The sequence below is a fragment of the Dryocola baronae genome (assembly GCF_051297175.1).
GTDB lineage: Bacteria > Pseudomonadota > Gammaproteobacteria > Enterobacterales > Enterobacteriaceae > Dryocola.
The window spans coordinates 4061077-4086366 of record NZ_JBINNY010000001.1 but is presented as its reverse complement, the minus strand read 5'-3'; the positions used below and the strand labels follow the sequence as shown (position 1 = coordinate 4086366).

24 protein-coding genes, 1 tRNA gene and 1 pseudogene are annotated in these 25290 nt (G+C 54.1%); 17 read left to right on the top strand and 9 right to left on the bottom strand.

The features are described from left to right. Positions 1-77: 77 nt before the first annotated feature. Positions 78-845 carry a class II glutamine amidotransferase gene (locus ACSPHG_RS19345; protein ID WP_435955094.1) on the top strand — a complete coding sequence of 256 codons (768 nt, stop codon included), beginning with the start codon at positions 78-80 and terminating at the stop codon, positions 843-845. On the opposite strand, the gene dpaA is transcribed toward ACSPHG_RS19345, so the two are convergent. Beyond that, positions 816-1553 carry a peptidoglycan meso-diaminopimelic acid protein amidase gene (gene dpaA, locus ACSPHG_RS19340; RefSeq protein ID WP_435955093.1) on the bottom strand — a complete coding sequence of 246 codons (738 nt, stop codon included), beginning with the start codon at positions 1551-1553 and terminating at the stop codon, positions 816-818. The two genes, ACSPHG_RS19345 and dpaA, sit on opposite strands and share 30 nt — an antisense overlap. Positions 1554-2032: 479 nt before the next feature. On the opposite strand from dpaA, the gene ACSPHG_RS19335 reads away from it, so the two are divergent. From ACSPHG_RS19335 to dinB, 8 genes are all read left to right on the top strand, one after another. After that, positions 2033-3376 (top strand): Na(+)-translocating NADH-quinone reductase subunit A, encoded by a 1344-nt coding sequence (locus ACSPHG_RS19335; protein WP_435955092.1) that lies wholly within the window; start codon positions 2033-2035, stop codon positions 3374-3376. Between the two features lie 3 nt (positions 3377-3379). Further along, entirely contained in the window at positions 3380-4618 is a 1239-nt protein-coding gene (locus tag ACSPHG_RS19330) for an NADH:ubiquinone reductase (Na(+)-transporting) subunit B (protein WP_435955091.1), read from the top strand. Next, positions 4611-5405, top strand: a complete 795-nt coding sequence (locus ACSPHG_RS19325; RefSeq protein ID WP_435955090.1) for a Na(+)-translocating NADH-quinone reductase subunit C — start codon at positions 4611-4613, stop codon at positions 5403-5405. Before ACSPHG_RS19330 ends, ACSPHG_RS19325 begins: the two co-directional genes overlap by 8 nt. Then, on the top strand, positions 5398-6036 hold the full coding sequence (locus ACSPHG_RS19320) for an NADH:ubiquinone reductase (Na(+)-transporting) subunit D (RefSeq protein WP_435955089.1): 639 nt from the start codon (positions 5398-5400) through the stop codon (positions 6034-6036). Before ACSPHG_RS19325 ends, ACSPHG_RS19320 begins: the two co-directional genes overlap by 8 nt. 6 nt (positions 6037-6042) lie before the next feature. Then, positions 6043-6639: an NADH:ubiquinone reductase (Na(+)-transporting) subunit E gene (gene nqrE / locus ACSPHG_RS19315; protein ID WP_435955088.1), complete on the top strand. Its 597-nt coding sequence runs from the start codon at positions 6043-6045 to the stop codon at positions 6637-6639. A 12-nt stretch (positions 6640-6651) separates the two neighbouring features. Continuing rightward, entirely contained in the window at positions 6652-7875 is a 1224-nt protein-coding gene (gene nqrF, locus ACSPHG_RS19310) for an NADH:ubiquinone reductase (Na(+)-transporting) subunit F (protein ID WP_435955087.1), read from the top strand. Positions 7876-7886: 11 nt separating this feature from the next. Beyond that, on the top strand, positions 7887-8111 hold the full coding sequence (gene nqrM, locus ACSPHG_RS19305) for a (Na+)-NQR maturation NqrM (protein ID WP_435955086.1): 225 nt from the start codon (positions 7887-7889) through the stop codon (positions 8109-8111). Between the two features lie 251 nt (positions 8112-8362). Next, a complete protein-coding gene (dinB, locus tag ACSPHG_RS19300) occupies positions 8363-9418 on the top strand; it encodes a DNA polymerase IV (RefSeq protein ID WP_435955085.1) in 1056 nt (351 codons plus the stop codon). A 396-nt stretch (positions 9419-9814) separates the two neighbouring features. Here the strand turns inward: dinB and pepD are convergent, their stop codons facing one another. Then, the gene (pepD, locus tag ACSPHG_RS19295; RefSeq protein ID WP_435955084.1) at positions 9815-11272 is read right to left on the bottom strand and encodes a cytosol nonspecific dipeptidase; all 1458 of its coding nucleotides are present in this window, start codon (positions 11270-11272) and stop codon (positions 9815-9817) included. Positions 11273-11538: 266 nt separating this feature from the next. Here pepD and gpt point away from each other — a divergent pair, with 266 nt between their 5' ends. The 3 genes from gpt to crl all read left to right on the top strand — a co-directional run bounded on the left by gpt (position 11539) and on the right by crl (position 13911). Beyond that, on the top strand, positions 11539-11997 hold the full coding sequence (gpt, locus tag ACSPHG_RS19290) for a xanthine phosphoribosyltransferase (protein ID WP_202302308.1): 459 nt from the start codon (positions 11539-11541) through the stop codon (positions 11995-11997). A gap of 207 nt (positions 11998-12204) precedes the next feature. Further along, a complete protein-coding gene (gene frsA, locus ACSPHG_RS19285) occupies positions 12205-13452 on the top strand; it encodes an esterase FrsA (RefSeq protein ID WP_435955083.1) in 1248 nt (415 codons plus the stop codon). A 57-nt stretch (positions 13453-13509) separates the two neighbouring features. Beyond that, positions 13510-13911 (top strand): sigma factor-binding protein Crl, encoded by a 402-nt coding sequence (gene crl, locus ACSPHG_RS19280; protein ID WP_435955082.1) that lies wholly within the window; start codon positions 13510-13512, stop codon positions 13909-13911. A 148-nt stretch (positions 13912-14059) separates the two neighbouring features. On the opposite strand, the gene phoE is transcribed toward crl, so the two are convergent. Continuing rightward, positions 14060-15112, bottom strand: coding sequence for a phosphoporin PhoE (gene phoE / locus ACSPHG_RS19275; protein ID WP_435955081.1), 1053 nt, complete (start codon positions 15110-15112; stop codon positions 14060-14062). 291 nt (positions 15113-15403) lie between these two features. Here phoE and proB point away from each other — a divergent pair, with 291 nt between their 5' ends. Together proB and proA are read left to right on the top strand one after the other, a co-directional pair. Further along, on the top strand, positions 15404-16507 hold the full coding sequence (gene proB / locus ACSPHG_RS19270; RefSeq protein WP_435955080.1) for a glutamate 5-kinase: 1104 nt from the start codon (positions 15404-15406) through the stop codon (positions 16505-16507). 10 nt (positions 16508-16517) lie between these two features. Beyond that, positions 16518-17771 carry a glutamate-5-semialdehyde dehydrogenase gene (gene proA, locus ACSPHG_RS19265; protein ID WP_435955079.1) on the top strand — a complete coding sequence of 418 codons (1254 nt, stop codon included), beginning with the start codon at positions 16518-16520 and terminating at the stop codon, positions 17769-17771. 185 nt (positions 17772-17956) lie between these two features. Here the strand turns inward: proA and ACSPHG_RS19260 are convergent, their stop codons facing one another. Beyond that, a complete protein-coding gene (locus tag ACSPHG_RS19260; RefSeq protein WP_435955078.1) occupies positions 17957-18391 on the bottom strand; it encodes a hypothetical protein in 435 nt (144 codons plus the stop codon). Between the two features lie 590 nt (positions 18392-18981). On the opposite strand from ACSPHG_RS19260, the gene ACSPHG_RS19255 reads away from it, so the two are divergent. Next, a tRNA-Thr gene (locus tag ACSPHG_RS19255) sits at positions 18982-19057 on the top strand. Between the two features lie 163 nt (positions 19058-19220). After that, positions 19221-20417 (top strand): tyrosine-type recombinase/integrase, encoded by a 1197-nt coding sequence (locus ACSPHG_RS19250; RefSeq protein WP_435955076.1) that lies wholly within the window; start codon positions 19221-19223, stop codon positions 20415-20417. Between the two features lie 237 nt (positions 20418-20654). On the opposite strand, the pseudogene ACSPHG_RS19245 reads toward ACSPHG_RS19250, so the two are convergent. The 3 genes and pseudogenes from ACSPHG_RS19245 to ACSPHG_RS19235 form a co-directional block, all read right to left on the bottom strand. Then, a pseudogene (locus ACSPHG_RS19245) lies at positions 20655-20877 on the bottom strand (transposase); the annotation flags it as partial. 188 nt (positions 20878-21065) lie between these two features. Beyond that, complete coding sequence (locus tag ACSPHG_RS19240) at positions 21066-21317, bottom strand: YdgH/BhsA/McbA family protein (protein WP_435955075.1); 252 nt, start codon at positions 21315-21317, stop codon at positions 21066-21068. 123 nt (positions 21318-21440) lie between these two features. After that, positions 21441-22232: an SDR family oxidoreductase gene (locus tag ACSPHG_RS19235; RefSeq protein ID WP_435955074.1), complete on the bottom strand. Its 792-nt coding sequence runs from the start codon at positions 22230-22232 to the stop codon at positions 21441-21443. A 148-nt stretch (positions 22233-22380) separates the two neighbouring features. Between ACSPHG_RS19235 and ACSPHG_RS19230 the strand changes: the two genes are divergently transcribed. Then, positions 22381-23274 (top strand): LysR family transcriptional regulator, encoded by an 894-nt coding sequence (locus ACSPHG_RS19230; RefSeq protein WP_180243759.1) that lies wholly within the window; start codon positions 22381-22383, stop codon positions 23272-23274. Positions 23275-23298: 24 nt separating this feature from the next. Here ACSPHG_RS19230 and ACSPHG_RS19225 read toward each other — a convergent pair whose 3' ends face one another. Together ACSPHG_RS19225 and ACSPHG_RS19220 are read right to left on the bottom strand one after the other, a co-directional pair. Then, entirely contained in the window at positions 23299-24288 is a 990-nt protein-coding gene (locus ACSPHG_RS19225; RefSeq protein WP_435955073.1) for an aldo/keto reductase, read from the bottom strand. Positions 24289-24314: 26 nt separating this feature from the next. Beyond that, the gene (locus ACSPHG_RS19220) at positions 24315-25166 is read right to left on the bottom strand and encodes an aldo/keto reductase (RefSeq protein WP_435955072.1); all 852 of its coding nucleotides are present in this window, start codon (positions 25164-25166) and stop codon (positions 24315-24317) included. Positions 25167-25290 lie beyond the last annotated feature (124 nt).

The window sequence follows — 25290 nt, the reverse complement described above, 5'->3', positions numbered from 1 at the left end:
GTAAGTGGTGGATGGCGCTTGCGCTTATCCACCCTACAAAACACTTGAGGAGAGGTAGACAGTAGGGGGAGAAAACTATGTGCGAACTGCTCGGGATGAGCGCCAACGTGCCAACGGATATCTGCTTTAGTTTTACCGGACTGGTGCAGCGCGGCGGCGGAACAGGGCCTCACAAAGATGGTTGGGGCATAACCTTCTACGAAGGCAAAGGCTGTCGCACGTTCAAAGATCCGCAGCCGAGCTTTAATTCCCCCATTGCGCGTCTGGTACAGGACTATCCGATTAAATCCTGCTCGGTGGTGGCGCACATTCGCCAGGCCAACCGTGGCAAGGTCGCGCTCGAAAATACCCATCCGTTTACCCGCGAGCTGTGGGGCCGCAACTGGACCTACGCGCACAACGGGCAGCTTAAAGGCCATCGTACTTTTGATACCGGCCCGTTTCGTCCGATTGGCGAAACCGACAGCGAGCAGGCGTTTTGCTGGCTGCTGCACAAGCTGACGCAGCGCTATCCGCGTACGCCTGGCAATATGCAGGCGGTGTTCCGCTACATTACCGAGCTGGCGGGCGAGCTGCGCGAAAAGGGCGTGTTTAACATGCTGCTTTCTGACGGGCGCTACGTGATGGCGTTCTGCTCCACCAACCTTTACTGGATAACCCGTCGGGCACCGTTCGGCGTGGCAAAACTGTTGGATCAGGATGTGGAAATCGACTTTCAGGAAGAGACCACACCGAACGATGTGGTCACCGTCATTGCTACGCAGCCGCTGACCGGAAACGAAACCTGGCACAAGATTGCGCCAGGCGAGTCGGTGCTATTTTGTCTCGGTGAGCGTGTAGTTTGAGGCAAGCTGCGGTTGTGCCGTTGGTGCAACCGGCTTGCTCACCACGTAGCTGCCGCTGACAACGGAAACCGCTGGCGGCTGGTGGTTCGCCATAAAGTAGTCATAACCAGGCTTGAGCTGCTTCCAGAAATTGATGTAGTAGGAATACTTGTGGCGCTGCATGTTTGCATCCGTCATGCGGAACGGATAGATGCTTACCTGCACCTTCGGCTGGCCAAACACCAACGCGCCGGTCACGAACTGGAAAATCTCATCAATGTTTTGATCCGTCATCGCGTAGCAGCCAACGGAAACGCAGGCGCCGTGAATCATCAGGTATTGCCCCTGATAACCATGTGAACGGTCAAATTCATTCGGGAAGCCGATGTTAATCGCTTTATAGAAGCGGCTGTCAGGTTTTAACTGACGGCGTTCAACGCTATAAAATCCTTCCGGGCTTTTAAAGTCGCCCTGGCGCTGTTTTGGCCCCAGACCACCTGAATAGTTACAGATACGGTAGCTGTCTAACAGCTGATACTGTTCGCCCATTTTGACGTACAGCTCAAGCGTGCGCTCTTCTTTAAAGATTTGAATATAAACGGGAGAGCCCATTAACTGCTGCTTGAATTCTTTGCTGACTGGCGTGGGCGACGTGCTGCTATTAAGCAAGCTGGCAAACGACATACACGGCATCAGAAGCATCGCAATAATGAGTGCGATCTTAGGCATACTGCTTGATTCCTTGATAAACCTGTAACCAAATGCCAGGACGGCAAAAGAGACCCGAATTCAGAGTAATCTGGATTAGGTGCGCTCACATTAGCACCATCGTTAATTTTCGCAAGCGCAGACTGGCGAGTTTCCAAAAAAGGATATCATTTCATTTAGGCCATCGGAGGATGCTTTGTCCTTTTTTGTAATAGTGAGCATCGCGGGCTTAAAACGTAAGATTTATCCCACCTTCTGCCAATCAATAATGCTAAAATCGCGCCGCATGTTGACCTGCGGATAAGAAAGGACGCTTACCCTAAGTCAGTTTTATCTGGCACCGCCAGATGACTTAATCCACCAAGCGTGACGAACGGATGCACTACATCTCTTTCTTACCTGTCTGGCACGTCGTAGCGGTTGAGCACTGACTCGGCCCGTTCGTTGTCGGCTAGCGTTTTTGTCGGTTTGTAATAGCCTATTTTATACGTGATAACCTTATGATAAAAATCAGAAAAGGTCTTGATTTGCCTATTGCGGGACTTCCCGAACCGCAAATCTATGATGGCCCAGCAATTCCCCAGGTGGCGTTGCTTGGAGAAGAGTACGTCGGGATGCGTCCTTCTATGTTGGTAAAAGAAGGCGACAGCGTACTGAAAGGCCAGCCCCTCTTTGAAGATAAAAGAAATCCGGGCGTGATGTTTACCGCGCCGGCCGGTGGAACGGTCATCGCCATACATCGTGGTGAGCGCCGCGTGCTGCAATCGGTCGTTATCGAGGTTCAGGGTGACGAAGCGGTTGTTTTTGAACGTCATGCGCCTGAATCCCTGGCAACGCTGCCGCGTGAAACGGTGCAGGCGCAGCTGCTGTCGTCAGGCTTGTGGACCGCATTACGCACGCGTCCGTTCAGCAAAGCGCCGCAGCCGGGTTCCGTACCCGCCGCTATTTTCGTTACCGCCATGGACACCAACCCGCTGGCGGCCAATCCTGAGCCAATCATACTCGCGCATCGCCAGATGTTTGATGCGGGCCTCACGCTCCTGTCACGTCTGACGGACGGCAGAGTCCACGTTTGCCAGGCCAGCGGCGGCAAGCTGGGCGGGCATCCCGTCGCGCAGATTACCTTTAACGAGTTCGCCGGGCCGCATCCTGCCGGGTTGGCGGGTACTCACATTCACTTTATCGAACCGGTTAGCCTGCAAAAGCAGGTCTGGCACCTGAATTACCAGGACGTTATCGCGGTCGGCAAACTTTTTATTGAAGGCGAGCTGTGGACCGAGCGCGTGATTGCGCTGGCGGGCCCGCAGGTGAAACAGCCGCGTTTGATCCGCACGCGTTTGGGGGCTTCCATTGACGCTCTCACCGCAGGCGAACTGCTGGATGGCGATAACCGCGTTGTTTCCGGTTCCGTGCTGAGCGGCGTGCAGGCCAGCGGCCCGCGTGCCTGGCTGGGGCGTTTTCACCTGCAGGTCACCGCGCTGAAAGAAGGGCGCGAGAAAGAGCTGTTTGGCTGGGTCATGCCGGGGGCCGATAAATTTTCCATTACGCGCACCACGCTCGGCCACTTCCTTAAGCGCAAGCTGTTCAACTTCTCCACCGATACCAACGGCGGCGAGCGTGCGATGGTGCCGATCGGCAACTATGAACGCGTGATGCCGCTGGATATCCTGCCGACCATGCTGCTGCGTGATTTGCTGGCGGGCGATACCGAAAGTGCGCAGGCTTTGGGCTGCCTGGAGCTGGATGAAGAAGATCTGGCGCTGTGCACCTATGTCTGCCCGGGGAAATACGAATACGGTCCGGTGCTGCGTGAAGTGTTAACCCGCATCGAGCAGGAAGGATAACTCATGGGCTTAAAACACCTGTTTGAAAAAATGGAGCCGCACTTCACCCGTGGCGGCAAATTAGAAAAGTATTACCCGCTCTTTGAAGCGACGGCGACGCTGTTCTACACGCCGGGGCAGGTCACGCCGGGCGCATCCCACGTGCGCGACGCCATCGATCTAAAACGCATGATGATTCTGGTCTGGTTCGCGGTCTTCCCGGCCATGTTCTGGGGCATGTACAACGTCGGGATGCAAACCATTCCCGCGCTTAACAAGCTCTACGGGCCGGAACAGCTTCAGCAGGTCATTTCCGCCGACTGGCACTATGCCGTGGCGCAGATGCTCGGCGTGAGCTTCGCGCCGGACGCGGGCTGGCTGAGCATGATGACGCTTGGCGCGGTCTTCTTCCTGCCGATTTACATCACCGTGTTCCTGGTGGGTGGCTTCTGGGAAGTGCTGTTTTCCATCATCCGCAAACATGAAATTAATGAAGGCTTCTTCGTTACCTCCATCCTGTTTGCGCTGGTGGTGCCGCCTACGCTGCCGCTGTGGCAGGCCGCGCTGGGCATCAGCTTTGGCGTGGTTATCGCCAAAGAGATCTTCGGCGGGACGGGGCGTAACTTCCTGAACCCAGCGCTTGCCGGGCGCGCGTTTCTGTTCTTTGCCTATCCGGCGCAAATCTCCGGCGATTTAGTGTGGACTGCCGCAGACGGCTTCTCCGGCGCAACCCCGCTTTCGCAGTGGTCGCACGGCGGCGGCGAGGCGTTGGTTAACGTGGTATCCGGCCAGCCGGTGACCTGGATGGACGCCTTCCTGGGCAACATCCCCGGTTCGATTGGCGAAGTCTCTACGCTGATGATCCTGATTGGCGGCGCCATTATTCTGTTTGGCCGCGTCGCCTCCTGGCGCATCGTGGCGGGCGTGATGATCGGCATGATTGCCACCGCGACCCTGTTTAACTTCATCGGTTCCGACACCAACCCGCTGTTCGCCATGCCGTGGTACTGGCATCTGGTGCTCGGCGGCTTCGCGTTCGGCATGATGTTTATGGCCACCGACCCGGTTTCCGCCTCCTTTACTAATAAAGGAAAGTGGTGGTACGGCGCGCTTATCGGCGTGATGTGCGTGCTGATTCGTGTGGTCAATCCAGCCTATCCGGAAGGGATGATGTTGGCGATCCTGTTCGCTAACCTCTTTGCGCCGCTGTTCGATTACGTAGTGGTGCAGGCCAATATCAAGCGGAGGAAATCGCGTGGCTGAGGTAAAAGGTAACGATAGCATCGGCAGAACGCTGCTGGTGGTGCTGGTGCTTTGTCTGGTGTGCTCGGTGGTCGTGGCGGGTTCCGCCGTCGGCCTGAAGTCGCGCCAGCAGGAGCAAAAGGCGCTCGATAAACAGCGCAACATTCTTGATGTCGCGGGCCTGGCAACGCCAAAGATGAGCGGTGACGAGGTGAAAGCCACCTTCGACGCGCGCATCACGCCGCGCCTGCTGGATCTGGCGAGCGGCAAAATGCTTGATAAAGACCCGGCAAAATTTGACCCGGCAGCCGCGCTGCGCGACCCGGAACAAAGCCTGACGCTCTCCGCAAGCGAAGACCGCGCGGGCATCAAGCGCCGTAGCAACATCGTCGAAATCTATCTGGTTCGCGACGAGCAAAACAAAGTGCAGGAAGTGGTTCTGCCGGTGTACGGCAACGGCCTGTGGTCGATGATGTACGCCTTCGTGGCGCTGCAAACCGATGGCCGCACCGTGAAAGGCATCACCTATTACGACCAGGGTGAAACGCCGGGCCTCGGCGGCGAAATTGAAAACCCGAACTGGCGCGCCCAGTGGATTGGCAAAAAGCTGCTTGACGACAACGGCCAGCCTGCGCTGCGCGTTGTGAAGGGCGGAGCTCGTCAGGGCGATGAATACGGCGTTGACGGCCTGTCCGGCGCAACGTTAACCGCCAACGGGGTACAACACACTTTCGATTTCTGGATGGGCGAGCTGGGTTTTGGCCCGTTCCTGAAACAAGTACGGGAAGGAGCGCTTAATAATGGCTGATATGTCAGGCATGAAAGAAGTTAAGCGGGTACTGGTTAGCCCGCTGGTGGACAACAACCCGATTGCGCTGCAAATCCTCGGGGTTTGCTCGGCGTTGGCGGTCACCACCAAGCTGGAAACGGCGTTCGTGATGACGATTGCCGTCACCGTGGTTACGGCGTTTTCCAGCATGTTTATCTCGATGATCCGCAACTACATTCCCAACAGCGTGCGCATTATCGTGCAGATGGCGATCATCGCTTCGCTGGTGATCGTAGTCGATCAGATCCTGCGGGCCTACGCCTATGAGATCTCAAAACAGCTTTCGGTATTCGTTGGTTTGATTATCACCAACTGTATCGTAATGGGTCGTGCGGAAGCCTACGCCATGAAGTCACCGCCGCTGGCGAGCTTTATGGACGGCATCGGCAACGGCCTGGGCTACGGCGTGATCCTGCTGCTGGTTGGCTTTATTCGTGAGCTTATCGGCAGCGGCAAGCTGTTTGGCATCACCGTGCTGGACACCGTGCAAAACGGCGGCTGGTATCAGCCGAACGGGCTGTTCCTGCTGGCACCCAGCGCGTTCTTTATTATCGGATTGTTGATTTGGGCGCTGCGTACCTGGAAGCCTGCTCAACAGGAAAAGGATTAACAGACGATGGAACATATGATTAGTCTGTTTGTGCGAGCGGTGTTTGTTGAAAACATGGCGCTCGCCTTCTTCCTCGGCATGTGTACTTTCCTTGCCGTGTCGAAGAAAGTCTCTACGGCCTTTGGGCTTGGCATTGCGGTAACCGTGGTGCTGGGGATTTCAGTGCCGGTTAACAACCTGGTTTATAACCTGGTGCTGCGCGACGGCGCGCTGGTGGAAGGGGTGGATCTTAGCTTCCTGAACTTCATCACCTTTATCGGCGTTATTGCGGCCCTGGTGCAAATCCTTGAAATGATCCTCGATCGTTTCTTCCCGGCGCTGTACAACGCGCTGGGCATCTTCCTGCCTCTGATCACCGTGAACTGCGCCATCTTTGGCGGTGTCTCCTTCATGGTGCAACGTGACTATGGCTTTGGCGAATCCATCGTTTATGGCTTCGGCTCCGGCATCGGCTGGATGCTGGCGATCGTTGCCATGGCCGGTATCCGCGAGAAGATGAAATACGCCAACGTGCCCGCAGGACTGCGCGGCTTAGGGATAACCTTTATCACCACCGGTTTGATGGCGCTGGGCTTTATGTCCTTCTCCGGTGTGCAGCTGTAAGGGCGGAAATTTATGGAAATTATTCTTGGCGTAGTGATGTTTACGCTGATCGTCCTGGCGCTGGCGCTGATGATTTTGTTCGCAAAATCGAAGCTTGTGAACTCCGGCGACGTGCTGATCGAAGTTAATGGCGATGCGGACAAGCAGTTCCACGCGCCCGCAGGCGATAAGCTGCTGAACACCCTTTCAAGCCAGGGGATCTTTATCTCCTCGGCCTGCGGCGGCGGCGGCTCGTGCGGCCAGTGCCGTGTGAAAATCAAAGAGGGCGGCGGCGATATTCTGCCAACCGAGCTTTCGCACATTACCAAACGCGAGGCCAAAGAGGGCTGCCGTCTGGCCTGTCAGGTTGCCGTTAAGCAGGACATGAAGATTGAGCTGCCGGAAGAGATATTCGGCGTCAAAAAATGGGAATGCGAGGTTATCTCTAACGATAACAAAGCGACGTTTATCAAAGAGCTGAAGCTACGCATTCCTGACGGTGACGTGGTGCCGTTCCGCGCCGGGGGCTACATTCAAATTGAATCGCCACCGCATCAGGTTAGCTATGCCGACTTCGACGTGCCGGACGAGTATCGCGGCGACTGGGACAAATTTAACCTGTTCCGCTTCCAGTCCGTGGTGAACGAACCCTGTGTACGCGCTTACTCCATGGCGAACTACCCGGAAGAAGAGGGCATTATTATGCTCAACGTGCGTATCGCCACGCCGCCGCCGAACGTGCCGGACGCGCCGCCGGGGATTATGTCTTCCTATATCTGGTCGTTAAAGGCGGGTGATAAAGTCACCATTTCCGGGCCGTTTGGTGAATTCTTTGCCAAAGATACCGATGCCGAAATGGTCTTTATCGGCGGCGGTGCGGGCATGGCACCGATGCGTTCCCACATCTTCGACCAGCTCAAGCGCCTGCACAGCACGCGCAAAATCAGCTTCTGGTACGGCGCGCGCTCGCTGCGTGAAATGTTCTACGAAGATGAGTTTGAAAAGCTGGCGCAGGAAAACCCGAACTTCACCTTTAACGTCGCGCTTTCCGATCCGCAGCCGGAAGACAACTGGACGGGGTATACCGGCTTCATCCACAACGTTCTGCTGGAAAACTACCTGCGCAACCATCCCGCGCCGGAAGACTGCGAGTTCTATATGTGCGGGCCACCGATGATGAACGCGGCGGTAATTAAAATGCTCAAAGACCTGGGCGTAGAGGATGAAAACATCATGCTCGACGACTTTGGCGGCTGACGGGAGCCACTATGCTTATCGTGTTTATTGCCACCTTTGCCGTCTTCGTGCTGGTAATTTTCGGCATGTCGCTGGGCTTTATCGTCAAGCGTAAATCCATTCAGGGCAGCTGCGGCGGCATTGCAGCGCTGGGAATGGAGAAGGTGTGCAACTGCCCCGAACCGTGCGACGCGCGTAAAAAACGCATGGCGCGGGAAGCGCGCGAGGCGAAATTTAAGTCCGGACAAATCCTTTAGATTTGTCAGATGGCGCTTCGCTTATCTGACCTACGCTGGTTTGGTAGGTTGGGTAAGCGTGGCGCCCCCCGACAATCCACATCAAAATCCCACGCTTAGGTAGGTCGGGTGAGCGCAGCGCCACCCGACAATCCACATCGAAATTCCACGCTTAGGTAGGTCGGGTAAGCGCAGCGCCACCCGACATTTCCCTTCACACATTTCCCAACTTGACTGTATACTTATCCAGTAAATAATAGGGTTGGATGAGCATGCGTAAAATCATTCATGTTGATATGGACTGCTTCTTTGCCGCCGTTGAGATGCGTGATAATCCAGCCCTGCGCGATATCCCTCTGGCTATCGGCGGCAGCGCACAGCGGCGCGGGGTCATCAGCACGGCGAACTACCCGGCGCGTAAATACGGCGTCCACAGCGCGATGTCCACCGCAATGGCGCTCAAGCTCTGCCCGCATTTGACGTTACTGCCTGGCCGCTTCGATGCCTATAAAGAAGCCTCGAACCACATCCGTGAAATCTTCTCCCGCTACACCCCCTTGATTGAACCGCTGTCGCTCGACGAAGCCTATCTCGACGTTTCCGCCAGCCCGCACTGCTACGGCTCGGCTACGCTGATGGCGCGGGAGATCCGCCAGGCTATTTCTGACGAGCTGAATCTCACCGCCTCCGCCGGTATCGCGCCGGTAAAGTTCCTCGCCAAAATCGCCTCCGACCTTAACAAGCCGAACGGGCAATATGTGATCACGCCTGACGAGGTTCCGGCCTTTTTGGAAACTCTGCCGCTGGGCAAAATCCCCGGCGTGGGCAAGGTCACCGCCGGCAAGCTCGAAAGCCTCGGCCTGCGCACCTGTGCCGACGTGCAGAAAACCGATTTAGCCTCGCTGCTAAAGCGCTTCGGGAAGTTTGGCCGGGTTATCTGGGAGCGAAGCCAGGGCATCGACGAGCGAGAAATCAGCAACGAAAGGCAGCGCAAATCCGTCGGCGTTGAAAAAACGCTGGCCGAAGATATTCACCGCTGGGAAGAGTGCGAAGCGATTATCGAACAGCTGTATCCCGAGCTTGAAAGGCGGTTGAAGAACGTGAAGCCCGACCTGCTGATCGCCCGTCAGGGGGTAAAGCTCAAGTTTAATGATTTCCAGCAAACGACCCAAGAGCACGTCTGGCCGCAGCTTAATAAAGAAGATTTGATCGCCACGGCAAAAAATACCTGGAACGATCGCCGGGGAGGGCGGGGGGTGAGGCTGGTGGGGTTACACGTCACGCTGCTGGACCCGCAGATTGAGCGGCAGCTGCTGTTGGGGTTGTGAGGGCAGGAGATTGTTGGTGGATGGCGCATTCGCTTATCCACCCTACAACACCGAACTTGTATGACGGATGGCGCGAACCACGCAAACACCGAACCCGTAGGTCGGGTAAGCGCAGCGCCACCCGACAGTTTCAGCGGATAGCGCATCGGCTTATCCACCCTACAACACCGAAACCGTAGGTCGGGTAAGCGCAGCGCCACCCGACAGTTTCACCGGATAGAGCATCGGCTTATTCACCCTACAACACCGAACCCGTAGGTCGTGTAAGCGCAGCGCCACCCGACAGTTTCAGCGGATAGAGCATCGGCTTATTCACCCTACAACACCGAATCCGTAGGTCGGGTAAGCGCAGCGCCACCCGACAGTTTCGCCGGATAGCGCTAACGCTCAAAGTGCTTACTTCGCTGGAATCGCTTTTAGCAGCTCGGTCAGCAGGATCCAATACTGGCCCACGCTTTCGATATGCACCTGCTCATCCGGGGAGTGAGGACCGGTGATGGTTGGCCCGATAGAAACCATGTCCATGTCCGGATAAGGTTTCTTGAACAGACCGCACTCCAGGCCCGCGTGGATTACCATGATGTTCGGCGTTTTGTTAAACAGCTTCTGGTAGGTTTCGCGCACCAGGTGCATAACCGGAGAGTTAGCATCCGGCTGCCAGCCTGGGTAACTGCCCTTCGCATTGGTCTGCGCACCGGCGAGCTGGCCAAGCGCGTGCAGCATGCCCACCACGTAATCTTTACCGGTATCGATAAGAGAGCGGATCAGGCAGATGATTTCCGCGCTGTCGTCGCTCGTCGTCACCACGCCGACGTTCAGAGAGGTTTCTACCACGCCTTTTACCGCGTCAGAGTTGCGGATAACGCCGTTTGGCGTGGCGTTTAGCAGGCCGAGGAACGCGTCGCGGCTTTTCGCCGTCAGCGCGGCTTTATCGCTGCTTACGGACTCAACCAGCACGTTGACGTTCTTCTCAACGGCAGCCAGTTCGTTTTTCAGAATCGCGAGGAATTCCGTAGCCAGCGACTTCAACTGGGCCGCTTTGTCTGCCGGTACGGCAAGCGTTGCGAAGGCTTCACGAGGGATAGCGTTGCGCAGCGTACCGCCGTTCAGATCCAGCAGGCGGGCGTCGAGTTCTGCCGCGTGGGCGAACAGGAAACGGGCCAGCAGCTTGTTCGCGTTGCCCAGACCAAGGTGAATATCACCGCCGGAATGGCCGCCCTTCAGGCCTTTCACGGTCAGCTTGAAGGTCTCAAAACCGGCCGGAATCGCTTCGCGTTGCAGCGGCAGCGTGGTGATGAAATCAATCCCGCCCGCGCAGCCCATGTAGATCTCACCTTCTTCTTCAGAGTCGGTGTTGATCAGGATATCTGCCTGTAGCCAGTTGGCCTGCAGGCCAAAAGCGCCGTCCATACCGGCTTCTTCGGTCATGGTCAGCAGCACTTCCAGCGGGCCATGCGCCACTTTATCGTCAGCCAGCACCGCCAGCGCGGAAGCCATACCGATGCCGTTATCGGCACCCAGCGTGGTACCGCGCGCTTTTACCCACTCGCCGTCAACGTACGGTTGGATGGGATCTTTAGTGAAGTCGTGGACGGTATCGTTGTTTTTCTGCGGCACCATATCAAGGTGTGCCTGCAGAACGACCGCTTTGCGGTTTTCCATCCCTGCGGTGGCAGGTTTGCGGATCAGGATGTTGCCGACCTGGTCGCGTTCAACGTGCAGCCCTTTTTCTTTTGCCCAGGACAGGATGTGTTCCGCCAGTTGCTCTTCATGGTATGAAGGGTGCGGAATAGAACAGATTTTGGCAAAAATATCCCACAGCGGCTGCGGAGATAATTGAGACAATTCAGACACGTTAGGTCTCCTTGACATCGACTCGGCGAAGATTTTTTTTGGCACACAGGTCTTGGGTTGACCTGCCGGGTGTACACCACAAGCAGGGCTTGCGCGATGGTCTGAGAATACCACTAACTCTTTGCGCCTGACGACCCAATCCACGTAAAAACCGCCATGGCCGTGCCGTTCCACTGGTTTTTAGTGCGTCAGATCTCTATAATCTCGCGCAACCAAAACCCCTTTGAACATTTTTAAGCCGTTAATAATAGGCTGGGACACTTCACATGAGCGAAAAATACGTCGTCACCTGGGACATGTTGCAGATTCACGCCCGCAAACTGGCAAGCCGCCTGCTGCCTGCCGAACAGTGGAAAGGCATTATTGCCGTTAGCCGTGGTGGTCTGGTTCCGGGCGCGCTGCTGGCGCGTGAACTGGGTATTCGTCATGTTGATACCGTTTGTATCTCCAGCTACGACCACGACAACCAGCGCGAGCTGACCGTGCTCAAACGCGCTGAAGGCGACGGCGAAGGCTTCATTGTGATTGACGATCTGGTCGATACCGGCGGCACCGCCGTTGCTATCCGCGAAATGTATCCGAAGGCGCATTTCGTCACTATCTTCGCCAAACCGGCCGGTCAACCGCTGGTTGACGACTATGTGATTGATATCCCACAGGATACCTGGATCGAACAGCCTTGGGATATGGGCGTTGTATTTGTCCCGCCGTTAGCAGGCCGCTAATAGCCGTCATCCTTTGAGCTACAGGGGTGTTGGCTTCACTCCTGGGGATTTACTCCCTTGCCGCCTACCCGTAACTCAAATGATTTAGTCTATTAAAAATTGATGATTTGCATTCATTTACGCCCGGCTATGCCGGGCGTTTCTGTTATTTGGCCGCTGACCGAGTACAATACCTGCATTCCTGACGTTTTCACGGAGGCAGAAACGATGTCCCAGGCTAATCTTAGTGAAGTCCTGTTCAAACCCCGCTTTAAGCATCCGGAGACATCGACGCTCGTTCGTCGCTCTTCGCACCACGCTGCCCCAAACATTCAGTCCGCGCTGGACGGTAAAGCCGTTCCCCACTGGTACCGCATGGTTAACCGCCTGATGTGGATCTGGCGCGGCGTGGACCCGCGTGAAATTCTGGACGTGCAGGCCCGCATCGCCTGCTGCAAAGAAGAGCATACGGACGAAGAGCTGTATGACACCGTAGTCGGCTATCGCGGCGGCAACTGGATTTACGAGTGGTCGAAGCAGGCGATGATGTGGCAGCAAAAGGCCAATCAGGAAACCGACGAGGCGAAGATTGGGAAATACTGGCTGCAGGCGGCAAACCTCTACAGCATCGCGGCCTACCCGCACCTGAAGGGGGACGCGCTAGCCGAACAGGCGCAGGTGCTCGCTAACCGGGCCTTCGAAGAGGCGGCTCCGCGCCTTTCCGGCAACCTGCGCGAACTCGAATTCACCATCACCGGCGGCGGGGCGATTACCGGCTTCCTGCATATGCCGAAGGGCAAAGAAGGGCCGTTCCCTACGGTGCTGATGTGCGGTGGTCTGGATGCGCTGCAAAGCGACTACTACACCCTGTTTGAAAAGTACCTTGCCCCGCAGGGTATCGCGATGCTGACCATCGACATGCCGTCGGTCGGCTACTCCTCCAAATGGAAGCTCACTCAGGATTCCAGCCAGCTGCACCAGCACGTTCTTAAGGCGCTGCCGAATATTCCGTGGGTCGATCACACCCGCGTCGCCGCCTTTGGTTTTCGCTTCGGCGCGAACGTTGCGGTTCGCCTGGCTTACCTCGAAGCGCCTCGCCTTAAAGCCGTCGCCTGCCTTGGCCCGGTGGTCCACAGTCTGTTAAGCGACCCTAAGCGCCAGGAGCTGGTGCCGGAAATGTATATTGACGTGCTGGCGAGCCGCCTCGGCATGAACGACGCCTCGGACAGCGCGCTGAGCGTCGAGCTAAATCGCTACTCGCTCAAGACCCAGGGATTGCTTGGCCGACGCTGCCCAACGCCCATGCTCTCGGGCTTCTGGGCCAACGACCCGTTCAGCCCGGAAGAGGAATCGCGGTTGATAACTTCGTCATCCGCGGACGGCAAACTGTTGTCGATACCCTTTAACCCGGTGTATAAAAATTTTGACAAGGCTTTGCAAGAAATCACCGATTGGATCAAACAAAGATTACGTTAAAAATTTGCTAAATTTTATCGGTTTGGTAAAACAGTTGCTTCATAACAGGAGATCACAATGACGTTACCGAGTGGACACCCGAAAGGTAGACTGATCAAAAAATTTGCCGCCCTTGGCCCGTATATTCGGGAAGAGCAGTGTGAAGATAATCGCTTCTTCTTTGACTGCCTGGCGGTGTGCGTCAACGTGAAACCTGCTCCAGAGCTGCGTGAATTCTGGGGATGGTGGATGGAGCTGGAAGCACAGGAAAAGCAATTTACCTACACCTACCACTTTGGTCTGTTCGACAAAAGCGGTAAATGGACGACAACCCCATCGAAAGACAAGGAAGTGGATGACCGACTGGAGCAAACCCTGCGTGGATTCCACGAACGTTTACGCGACCTGTTAAAAACGCTGGATCTCGATCTGGTGCCTGCCGAAAATTTTGCCGACAAGCCCGTAAAGCTTTCCGCATAAATAAAAACGCCCTTCCTTTCCAGGAAGGGCGACTCAATAAAGTATTTTGCCGATAATTTCGATGGATGACGCATTCGCTTATCCACCCTACAACACTGAATTTGTAGTTCGGGTAAGCGCAGCGCCACCGACAAAACCATCAAATAAATTAGAACTGATAAACCATACCCAGCGCAACGATATCATCGTTATTAATAGCCAGCGGGTTATCATCGTCCAGCTGGTTAATTTTATAGTCAACAAATGCTGACATGTTTTTATTGAAGTAGTAGGTTGCGCCCACATCAATATATTTCACCAGATCCGCATCGCCAATGCCTTCAATATCTTTCCCTTTCTGCTGAACATAGCCCAGCGACGGACGCAGGCCGAAATCAAATTGATATTGCACCACGGCTTCGAAACTTTGTGTTTTATTCGCAAAGCCGCCGGAGATTGGCGTCATATTACGCGTTTCGGAATACATTGAAGCGACATAAAGATTGTTTGCGTCATATTTCACGCCGGTAGCCCAGGAGTCGGCTTTGTCGCCGTTGCCGCGTGCCAGCGCCTGTTGCGCGTTGGTGCGGTCAGAGCTGGTGTATGCGCCGCCGATCTGGAAGTCGCTGCCGCCGAAGTCATAGGTCAACGCCGTGCCGTAGCCATCGCCATTCTGCTTGCTCACGTCGCGGCTTTCGTTTTTGCCCTGGTATTGCAGAGTCATGTTCAGACCGTCTACCACGCCGAACAGATCGGTGCTGCGGAAGGTGGCAAGGCCGGATGCGCGCTTGGTCATGAAGTTATCGGTTCTGGCTGAAGAGTCGCCGCCAAATTCCGGGAACATATCGGTCCAGGCTTCCACGTCGTATAACGCGCCCAGGCTACGGCCATAATCAAACGAGCCGAAGTTGGCATATTTAATACCGGCGAAAGCGTAACGGGTTTTCGTTGTGGAATTGCTTTCGTCTTTATTGCCGGAGAATTCTGCTTCCCACTGACCATAACCGGTCAGCTTATCGTTAATCTGTGTTTCGCCTTTAAAACCAAAACGCACATAGGTCTGGTCGCCGTCTTTTGTGGCATCGTCGCTGATATAATGCATCGCTTTGACTTTGCCATAAACGTTAAGCTTGTTGCCGTCCTTATTATAAATTTCCGCAGCCTGTGAAGAAGCTGAAGCAACAACGCCCATTACCATTAATGCCAGAGTGGTCTTTTTCATTTTTCATCCCAATGTGTAAACGCGCTAAATTTAATCGGGCGATATCCCGTTTAAAAACGCAGAGAGTTTTATCGTCTGGAGATGAAAGATTTATGACACTTTGAGATAAAGTTTAAATAAACGTAATAAAGTTTCTCCGTCACAAAATTGTCAAACTTTACCGCTACGCTTAATGATCTGCCTCGTTAAGTTGGTGCTTTTCCCTCCGAGCCTGTTGGCAAGCCGCGTCAGTCCTGCTAAAACGTGATCTGATCTTTAATTTTTCCTATTACGCTAAAACGGCAGAGAATCATGAGTGACAGCCAGACGCTGGTGGTAAAACTTGGCACCAGCGTATTAACCGGTGGCTCACGCCGCCTGAACCGCGCCCACATCGTTGAGCTTGTGCGCCAGTGCGCGCAGCTCCACGCGAGCGGGCATCGCATCGTTATTGTCACCTCTGGGGCGATTGCCGCAGGGCGCGAGCATCTCGGCTATCCGGAGCTTCCGGCAACCATCGCCTCCAAGCAGCTTCTGGCGGCGGTCGGGCAAAGCCGCCTGATCCAGCTCTGGGAACAGCTCTTTTCTATTTACGGGATTCATATCGGCCAGATGCTGCTGACCCGCGCAGACATGGAAGACCGCGAACGCTTCCTGAACGCGCGCGATACCCTGCGCGCGCTGCTCGACAACAACATCGTGCCGGTGATTAACGAAAACGACGCCGTCGCCACGGCGGAAATCAAAGTCGGCGACAACGACAACCTCTCAGCGCTGGCCGCTATTCTGGCCGGGGCAGACAAGCTGCTGCTGCTCACCGATCAGCAAGGTCTGTACACCGCCGACCCGCGAAATAACCCGGCGGCGGAGCTGATTAAAGAAGTCCACGGCATCGACGACGCTCTGCGCGCGGTTGCGGGCGACAGCGTATCCGGCCTCGGCACCGGCGGCATGGGCACCAAACTGCAGGCGGCGGACGTCGCCTGCCGCGCGGGCATCGACGTCATCATTGCCGCAGGCAGCAAGCCTGGCGTGATCGGCGACGTGATGGCGGGAACGCCGGTCGGCACGCGCTTCCACGCGCAGCAGTCTCCGCTTGAAAACCGCAAGCGCTGGATCTTCGGCGCGCCGCCAGCGGGCGAAATAACCGTAGACGACGGCGCGCTGTCTGCCATCCTCGAACGCGGCAGCTCGTTGCTGCCAAAAGGCATTAAAAGCGTGTCCGGCAACTTCTCCCGTGGGGAAGTCATCCGCATCCGCAGCCTCGAAGGGCGCGACGTTGCCCACGGCGTAAGCCGCTACAACAGCGACGCGCTGCGCCGCATCGCGGGCCACCACTCACAGCAGATCGATGCCATCCTCGGCTATGAATACGGCCCGGTTGCCGTGCATCGTGATGATATGATCGTTAACTAAGGAGCGGGCTATGCTGGAACAAATGGGCAAAGACGCCAAAGCGGCTTCTTACAGGCTGGCGCTGCTCTCAAGCCATGAGAAAAACCGCGTGCTGGAACGCATCGCGGACTATCTGCTGGAACAGGCGGAACAGATCCTCATCGCCAACGAGCAGGATGTCGCCGAAGCGCGCACCAATGGCCTGAGCGAAGCCATGCTCGACCGCCTGCAGCTCACCCCCGCGCGCCTGAAGGGCATCGCGGACGACGTGCGCCAGGTTTGTAATCTGGCCGATCCGGTAGGGCAGGTGATTGACGGCGGGCTGCTGGACAGCGGCCTGCGTCTGGAACGACGCCGCGTACCGCTGGGCGTGATCGGCGTCATTTACGAAGCGCGCCCGAACGTAACGGTAGACGTCGCCTCGCTGTGCCTGAAAACCGGCAACGCGGCGATTCTGCGCGGTGGCAAAGAAACGTGGCGCACCAACGCGGCAACCGTAAAAGTCATCCAGCAGGCGCTGGTGGAATGCGGCCTGCCGGCCGCGGCGGTGCAGGCGATTGAAAGCCCGGACCGCGCGCTGGTCAACGAGCTGCTGAAAATGGATCGCTACGTCGACATGCTCATCCCACGCGGCGGCGCGGGCCTGCACAAGCTGTGCCGTGAACAGTCCACCATCCCGGTCATTACCGGCGGGATTGGCGTCTGCCACATTGTTGTGGACGACTCGGCGGAGATCGAACCGGCGCTGAAAATCATCGTCAACGCTAAAACCCAGCGCCCAAGCACCTGCAACACGGTGGAAACGCTGCTGGTGCATCACGGCATTGCGGATACCTTCCTGCCCGCGCTCGGCAAGCAGATGGCGGAATCCGGCGTCACGCTGCATGCGGATGAGAAATCCCTGCCGCTGCTGCAAAATGGCCCGGCAGAAGTGCTGCCGGTGAAGGCCGAAGAGTACGACGACGAGTGGCTATCGCTGCACCTGAACGTGAAGGTGGTGGACGATCTGGACGATGCAATCGCCCACATCCGCGAACACGGCACTCAGCACTCGGACGCGATTCTCACCCGCACGCTGCGCAATGCGAACCGCTTCGTGAACGAAGTCGATTCCTCGGCGGTGTACGTTAACGCCTCCACACGCTTCACCGACGGCGGCCAGTTCGGCCTGGGTGCTGAAGTCGCCGTGAGCACGCAGAAACTGCACGCCCGCGGCCCGATGGGGCTTGAAGCGTTAACCACCTACAAGTGGATCGGTTTCGGCGACGATACGATCCGCGCCTGATTGAAATAAAAGTCATGCGCCAGTAGTTAAAGATGATTATTGCTGGCGTATTACCTGTATGCCGTTGCGCTTATTCATTTATGTACGGTGGATAAGCGCAAGCGCCATCCACCGTAACGGCGGGAAATATATATGGCGGATGGCACTACCTTTATCCGCCTTACAAATAACGCAACGTTACTTATTCAACCGACGTTCACTCGCGTAAAGCGCGGTGCCAGCAAATCTTCAATTAATAAATTCACCAGTTCAAACAGCAGGGCGTTTAACGCTTCATTCAGCTGCTGTTCCTGCTTTTGTCCTATCAGCATCTTCGTTAACGCGTAGCAGTACTGGCGCAGAAGTTCTGAGTCCCCGGCGACCTGCTGAGGCTGGGTGGCAACAAGTTTCTCGGCCGTCAGGCGTTCAATAAGATAGGGCGGCAAGGGCTTTTCAAGCTCGGTTTCCATTGCTTTCAGGCATTCTGCCAGACGGAGATATAAATGCTGTCGATCTTTCGGATTGCGGCATTCAATAAGCGTATCGGTTAGCGTTTCACAGGCGTCCAGCAGTTCGAATAAATCGAAGCTCATATAGACCGGGGAAGAGCTTGTTGTAATTTGATTATCAGAAGTCATCATGACGGAATTCTCCATAGAGTAATTAAATCACCACCACCGGAGTTCCTACACTTATGGGTGGTGACGCTGATGAGGGTAGGAACCGACCTCTATGGATATCGGTCAGCCCGAAGGCTGCCACACCAGCGCCACCGTTGATAAGAATAAAGGTGTGTTGATGCTGCGACAATGGAAAATACGTCATGAACGTCAATTGTCGCCATAGAGTGAATCAGGTTCCTACACCCGGCACCAGATTTTGCTGGTGCGTGTACAGAATACCCATAGTGGTTTTCAGGTGACAATAGCTAAATCGCGATATTATTTTTCTCGTCATAACCCTGCGAGGTGCCTCGCATTTCTTTGATAAACTGCAAAAATCACATTCGTTACAGTTACATACCCGCTAAACAACATATTTAGCAGTGCGATATGAATTGAGCGGCACGATAAACCATGCCGCCTGGCGGATAAATTATGACGCGCAATTTGTGCGGATTTCGCGGCGTGACGCTCTAATAAACAGCAACTGCACAACAGAGTGGTTGACGAGCCTGCACGTTTTTCTTAATCTTTTGCACCGTAGTCACGCCCGTGACTATCTCCTGAAAGCCGATATAGCTCAGTAGGTAGAGCAGCGCACTCGTAACGCGAAGGTCGTAGGTTCGATTCCTATTATCGGCACCATTTCAAACTCTTCCCAAGTCTACCGAAATCAACTTAAAGCCCGTATAATGCGGTTTATAGCCCGTATTTTATCTCCTGTTATCAACTGGACTCAACCGAAATCAAGTTACAGTTGGGGGCATAAGTGGGGGCATTCTGTGTTCGGTCCAGGGAGATGCCCCCAATGAAGCTAAATGCGCGACAGGTAGATGCAGCTAAACCCAGAGAGAAAGCCTACAAGCTGGCAGATGGTGCTGGTTTGTATCTTGAAGTCGTTCCCTCAGGTTCCCGATACTGGCGGATGAAATATCGCTTCAATGGAAAAGAGAAGCGTATGGCTTTTGGGGTCTATCCGGCAGTGTCCCTGGCACAAGCGAGGGCGCTGCGTGATGAAGCCAAGAAAAAGCTGGCTGAGGGTATCGATCCATCATTTGCCAAGAAAGAAGAAAAGCTGGTTCGGGATGTGCAGCTCAACAACACGTTCCAGTCTGTGGCGCTTGAATGGCACGGAACGAAGGTAAGCCGATGGTCAGAAGGTTATGCCTCCGACATTATCGAAGCTTTCAATAAAGATATTTTCCCCTATATCGGCCAGCAGCCGGTGAATGAAATCAAACCGCTGGTTCTGCTTAATGTGCTGCGTCGAATGGAAAGCCGTGGCGCGACAGAGAAGGCCAAGAAGGTTCGCCAGCGTTGCAGTGAAGTCTTTCGCTACGCCATCGTTACCGGTCGTGCGGAATATAACCCTGCAGCGGATCTTACCAGCGCGATGTCAGGGCATGAATCGAAGCATTATCCCTTCCTTACCGTTGAGGAGTTACCAGACTTCTTTAAAGCTCTATCTGGCTATACAGGCAGCCCGCTGGTTGTTCTTGCCGCACGTTTGCTGATCCTTACGGGAGTTCGCACCGGCGAGCTTCGAGGTGCTTTCTGGAGTGAGTTTGATCTTGAAAAAGCGGTGTGGGAAATACCTGCAGAGCGTATGAAGATGAAACGGCCTCACCTGGTGCCCCTCTCTACCCAAGCACTGGAAATCGTACAGCAACTCAAAGTGATGTCAGGGCAATATCCACTGGTGTTCCCGGGACGTAATGATCCCCGCAAGACGATGAGTGAAGCGAGTATTAATCAGGTGTTTAAGCGGATTGGATATACGGGGAAGGTAACGGGGCATGGTTTCCGCCACACGATGAGTACGATTTTGCATGAGGAAGGGTTCAATACAGCGTGGATTGAGACCCAGCTGGCTCACGTTGATAAGAATGCGATTCGTGGGACGTATAACCATGCGTTGTATCTGGAAGGACGTAGGGAGATGATGCAGTGGTATGCGGATTACATAAGTCAATTAGGGAAGTCGAAACTAATACTTGCCTCTTAATAATAATTGTTATTGGCGGGATTTTTCTTTTAAGGAAAAGGGTAAATTACCAGTAGAGCGCTTCCTCAGGGAAGTGCTCCACATCGAGACTTCTCATTTATTTTTTGTTTTAGATAATAATCCCCGCTATCAGTTAATGAAACTTGGACTACATGGAGCTGACCTCGTCTCTTTTGTTCAGATTAAGGTTAAAAATTACGTTGGGCTTTGGTACTGAGGAATACCCGGCAGCTATCGTCGGACAGCTTTGCGAAGTACGCCGCGGCTTTATTTAATATGTCCCGTTCGTCAGCAACCCGCTTCAGTTCCTTCTGGAGTTGGCGGATCTCGGCCTGAACATCTGACAATTCTTTGTTATTGGAAGCGTCCGGCCCGTACTTCTTTATCCAGGCGTAATGACTGTGGGTGGTGATATCGAGACGTGTTGCCACGCTGGAAAAAGAATGACCACGATCAACAGCTGTTTGACTGCTTAAATTTTAAACTCTTCGGGATAACGTTTACCGCTCATGGGCACCTCTCTTTAAGTCATCTTAAATGACTCCGAGGTGTCTGTTAAACCCGTGGCGATTCAGTCTTCTGTTCTGAACATAAATCGACGCTCACTATAAGAGGGCTGTGATACATCCTGTTTGGGATGCTAATGATTTACTTATATATTTCAGCAACTCCATGTAGCCTGTTACCCCCCGTTGTCGAAAGGATTTTGAACGATGTTGCTCCTTGCTCATCAGCCTTACGAGAGAGCGCATTCGATAAATCATCAAGCGTATAGGCATTACTGGTTGAGACTACACCAATCTTTTCTTTCCCATCTGCATGGTTAATTTCCTGAGCGGCAGATGCGGCATTTACGGAAATAAATCCCATGACCAATGTAGTAATAAGTAGTGCTTTCATATCTAGTACCTCTTTAACAATATGCTTGAAACTGGACTTGTATCAGGAGTAACTTCCTCCATCTGTGTATTCAAATATACAGACTTAAGCTGTCATGAGGCTGACGGCTATATGACAAAATTGTCAGGGTTGTCGATTGGCTAATTTTTTTGAATACAAATTCAGCTCGTTAATAATGCAGTCAGGTTCTTCACGCAGAGGCATATTGTCTATGTCCAGAACCCCATCATTTTTTTGTGGATCATCAGCCTGCAGGTCTGCATACAGTGGGGTAAGATCCTGCTGTGCTTCACCTCGTTCAGCCACCAGTTCGAACGTTTTATTTTTTGCCTCGTCGTGGGTCAGGGCACTGACCAGAACCTGGGCGATTTGCTCCCGGGATATCACACCATCTTCCGGTGTTCCTGCATGGCGACGATCTCCCTGAAGCATAACGATTCGGTGTTCATCATCATTGTTGTAATCAAACCAGCCGGGCCTGACGATGGTATAGGGGTGACCACTGGCCCTGACCAGACGCTCGGCACGCCTTTTCCAGTCATGAACCTCAGTGCGTTGATTCCAGGTGCTGAGTCGTTCAGTCACGCCAATCGTGGTCATCAGGCTGATACGAACAGATACATCCCTGAATATTCGTAAAATATTGCGCACTCCGCCATAATCTATCGCCCTGGCACCAATACGACCCTGACCATCGGAACCGAGCGTAAAGATGATGGCATCAATATCTTTCGGTAATTCGGTGAGTGTTTCAGGCAATGAAACATCGCCGTAAAAAATATCTGTTCCCCGAGGAAGCGATTTCACTTTGCGCTTATTTCGGATCAGCGCTACAGGCTGATGGCCCATTTTGATAGCGGTATTGACGACATGAAGGCCAATACTTCCTGTCGCCCCTGCAACGAGTATTCTCATGATAAACCTACTGATAATTCAGATTTATTTTCGATACGGTCAGAATATCAATTATCATTAATGTCAGTAATGGGGCTAAAATGATTGTGTCTATGAACACCCTTCATGAGTGTGCGATGAAGGGAATGCCTCCATAAGGAAATCGCCGATGCTCAAAGAAAATTTCAACGAACTGCAAATCTTTCTTGTGGTGGCAAGGGAGCGAAGTTTTACCAAAGCAGCGGGCAAACTGGGCGTTTCTCAGTCTGCACTCAGCCACGCGATGAAGGCCCTGGAGGAAAGGCTGAATATCCGCCTCTTGACCCGCACGACCCGAAGCGTTGCCCCTACGGAAGCCGGTGAGCGAATTATTGCCTGCCTTGAACCCCGTATTGCCGATCTCGAGCAGGAACTGGAATCGCTGGTTCAGCTGAACGGCACCGCCTCCGGCAATATCCGTTTATCTGCCGGGGAGCATGCCGCGCGAAGTCTGGTATGGCCGAAGCTAAAACCCTTCCTCAGGGAATATCCCGAAATTAATCTCGAACTGGTGGTTGATAACGGCTTTGTCGATATTGTTGAGGGGCGTTTTGATGCCGGGATCCGCCTGGGCGAAAGCGTGGATAAGGACATGATTGCGGTAAGAATTGGCCCGGACATGAGAATGGCTGTGGTAGGAGCGCCGTCTTATTTCGCTGCAAATCCTGCACCTGAAACGCCGCACGAGCTACAAAATCACCGGTGCATCAATATGCGCCTGCCGACAGCCGGTGGGCTTTACCACTGGGAGTTTGAGAAGGAAGGGAAACCGCTACGGGTCAGAGTGGAAGGGCAGCTAACGTTTAATCTGCAGGCGGAAAGGATTGATGCTGCTTTATCCGGTTTTGGCATCGCCTGTATACCTGAAGACAGGGTGCAGGATTATATAAAGTCAGGAGAGCTTATTCAGATTCTGCAGGACTGGTGCCCATCTTTCCCCGGATATTACCTCTACTACCCGAGCCGCAAGCAGCATCCCCCCGCTTTTGCGCTGATGATCGATGCACTTCGCTACCAGGAATAACGGGTCCGTAGACCCGTCCGGATATTAACGGCCTACTCGGGCCTGGTGCTCAGGAGAGTAACGTTCGCCGACGATTTTAATCGTTTCAAGCGCCTGGGTTATCTGCCGTGAGTCATCCTGCGAAAGAATGATGTCAGCAGCCCCCAGATTTTCTTCCAGCCGGTGCAGTTTCGTGGTGCTAGGGATAGGCACAATCCACGGCTTTTGTGCCAGCAGCCATGCCAGAGCGATTTGTGCAGACGTCACACCTTTCTCTGCCGCCAGTTCACCCAGCAATGAGACCAGCTTTTCATTGGCTTCAATCGCCTGCTCGGCGAAACGCGGCACCGTGCTGCGGTAATCATCTTTGCCAAAAGTGGTTCCTGGCTTAATCGAGCCCGTCAGGAAGCCTTTGCCTAATGGGCTGAAGGGAACGAAACCAATGCCCAGTTCCTCCAGTAACGGTAGGATCTCCTGCTCAGGCTCGCGCCACCACATTGAGTATTCGCTTTGCAGGGCAGTGACAGGTTGTACGGCATGCGCACGACGAATGGTTTGCGCACCTGCTTCGGACAGACCGAAATGTTTAACTTTGCCTTCAGCGATCAGATCTTTTACCGTACCCGCAACATCTTCAATCGGGACATCCGGATCGACACGGTGTTGATACAGCAGGTCAATGACATCAGTCTTAAGACGGCGTAATGATCCTTCCACAGCTTCACGGATATGCTCCGGACGGCTATTTAAAATCTGCTGCTTGCCGTCGTCGCCAAAAGTAAAACCAAACTTAGTGGCGATGACCACGCGGTCACGAAACGGTTTTAAGGCTTCGCCGACTACTTCTTCATTAAGGAAGGGGCCATACACTTCAGCAGTATCGAAGAAGGTGACGCCACGTTCAACCGCTGCGCGAATGAGCTCGATAGCCTGTCGGGTATCGGTCGCCGGGCCATAGCCGTGGCTTAATCCCATGCAACCGAGCCCAAGCGCGGAGACTTCGAGTCGGGATTTACCCAGATAACGTTTTTGCATTGAATGAATACCTCTTTTATCGCGACTTAAACATCAAGTTTGCGGCCAGTCAGCCATTCCACCATCGCCGGGTCGCGGTGAGAGAAGAAGGCGCTGGTTGCAGTGTCGAGGGCAGCAATCTGCAGCATATCTTCAGAGCTGAGTTCAAAATCGAGAATGTTGATGTTCTCTTCCATGCGTTCTCTACGCACCGATTTCGCCAGCGAAACGATGCCTCGCTGGAAGATCCAACGCAGCACAACCTGACCCACGCTTTTGCCGTACTTCTGACCAATTGCCGTTAACACCGGATGCTGGAACAGGCCATTTTTACCCTCAGCGAACGGTGCCCAGGCTTCCGGCTGAATGCCACGGCTTTGATTCCATGGAACAGCATGTAGCTGCTGGTTGAAAGTGTTAACTTCAATCTGGTTTACCGCCGGGGCCACTTTGTTGAAGGCGATAAGGTCAGCCAATCGGTCAGGGTGGAAATTGCTGACACCAATGGCGCGAATTTTGCCTGCCTGATGCAGTTCTTCCATGGCTCGCCAGGCTCCATGGACATCACCGTAAGGCTGGTGAATCAAGTACAGGTCAACATAATCAAGTTGCAGCCGATTCAGGGAGCGTTCGAACTGGGCTTTAGCGCCTTCGTAATGAGTATCCTGCAGCCACAGCTTTGTTGTTACAAAGAGTTCGTTGCGGGCGATACCGGTCTGTTTCAGTGCGCTTCCGACCTGGGTTTCATTCTGGTAAGACGCTGCGGTATCGATCAGGCGGTATCCCGTATCGATCGCATCAATAACGGCTCTTTCGCATTCGGCGGCATCCGTCATCTGGAAGACACCAAAGCCCAGCAGGGGCATTTCAATACCATTGTTCAGTTTTACAGTTTGCATGACGTTATCCTTAAGCTGTTGTGTTGGAAAAGCATAACGCAAAGTGATTTATTCGATTAGATAGGGGAATTAACTAGGGTTTATTAGAACTGTTCATTAATTTAGAGGGGGAGAAGGTCGGCTA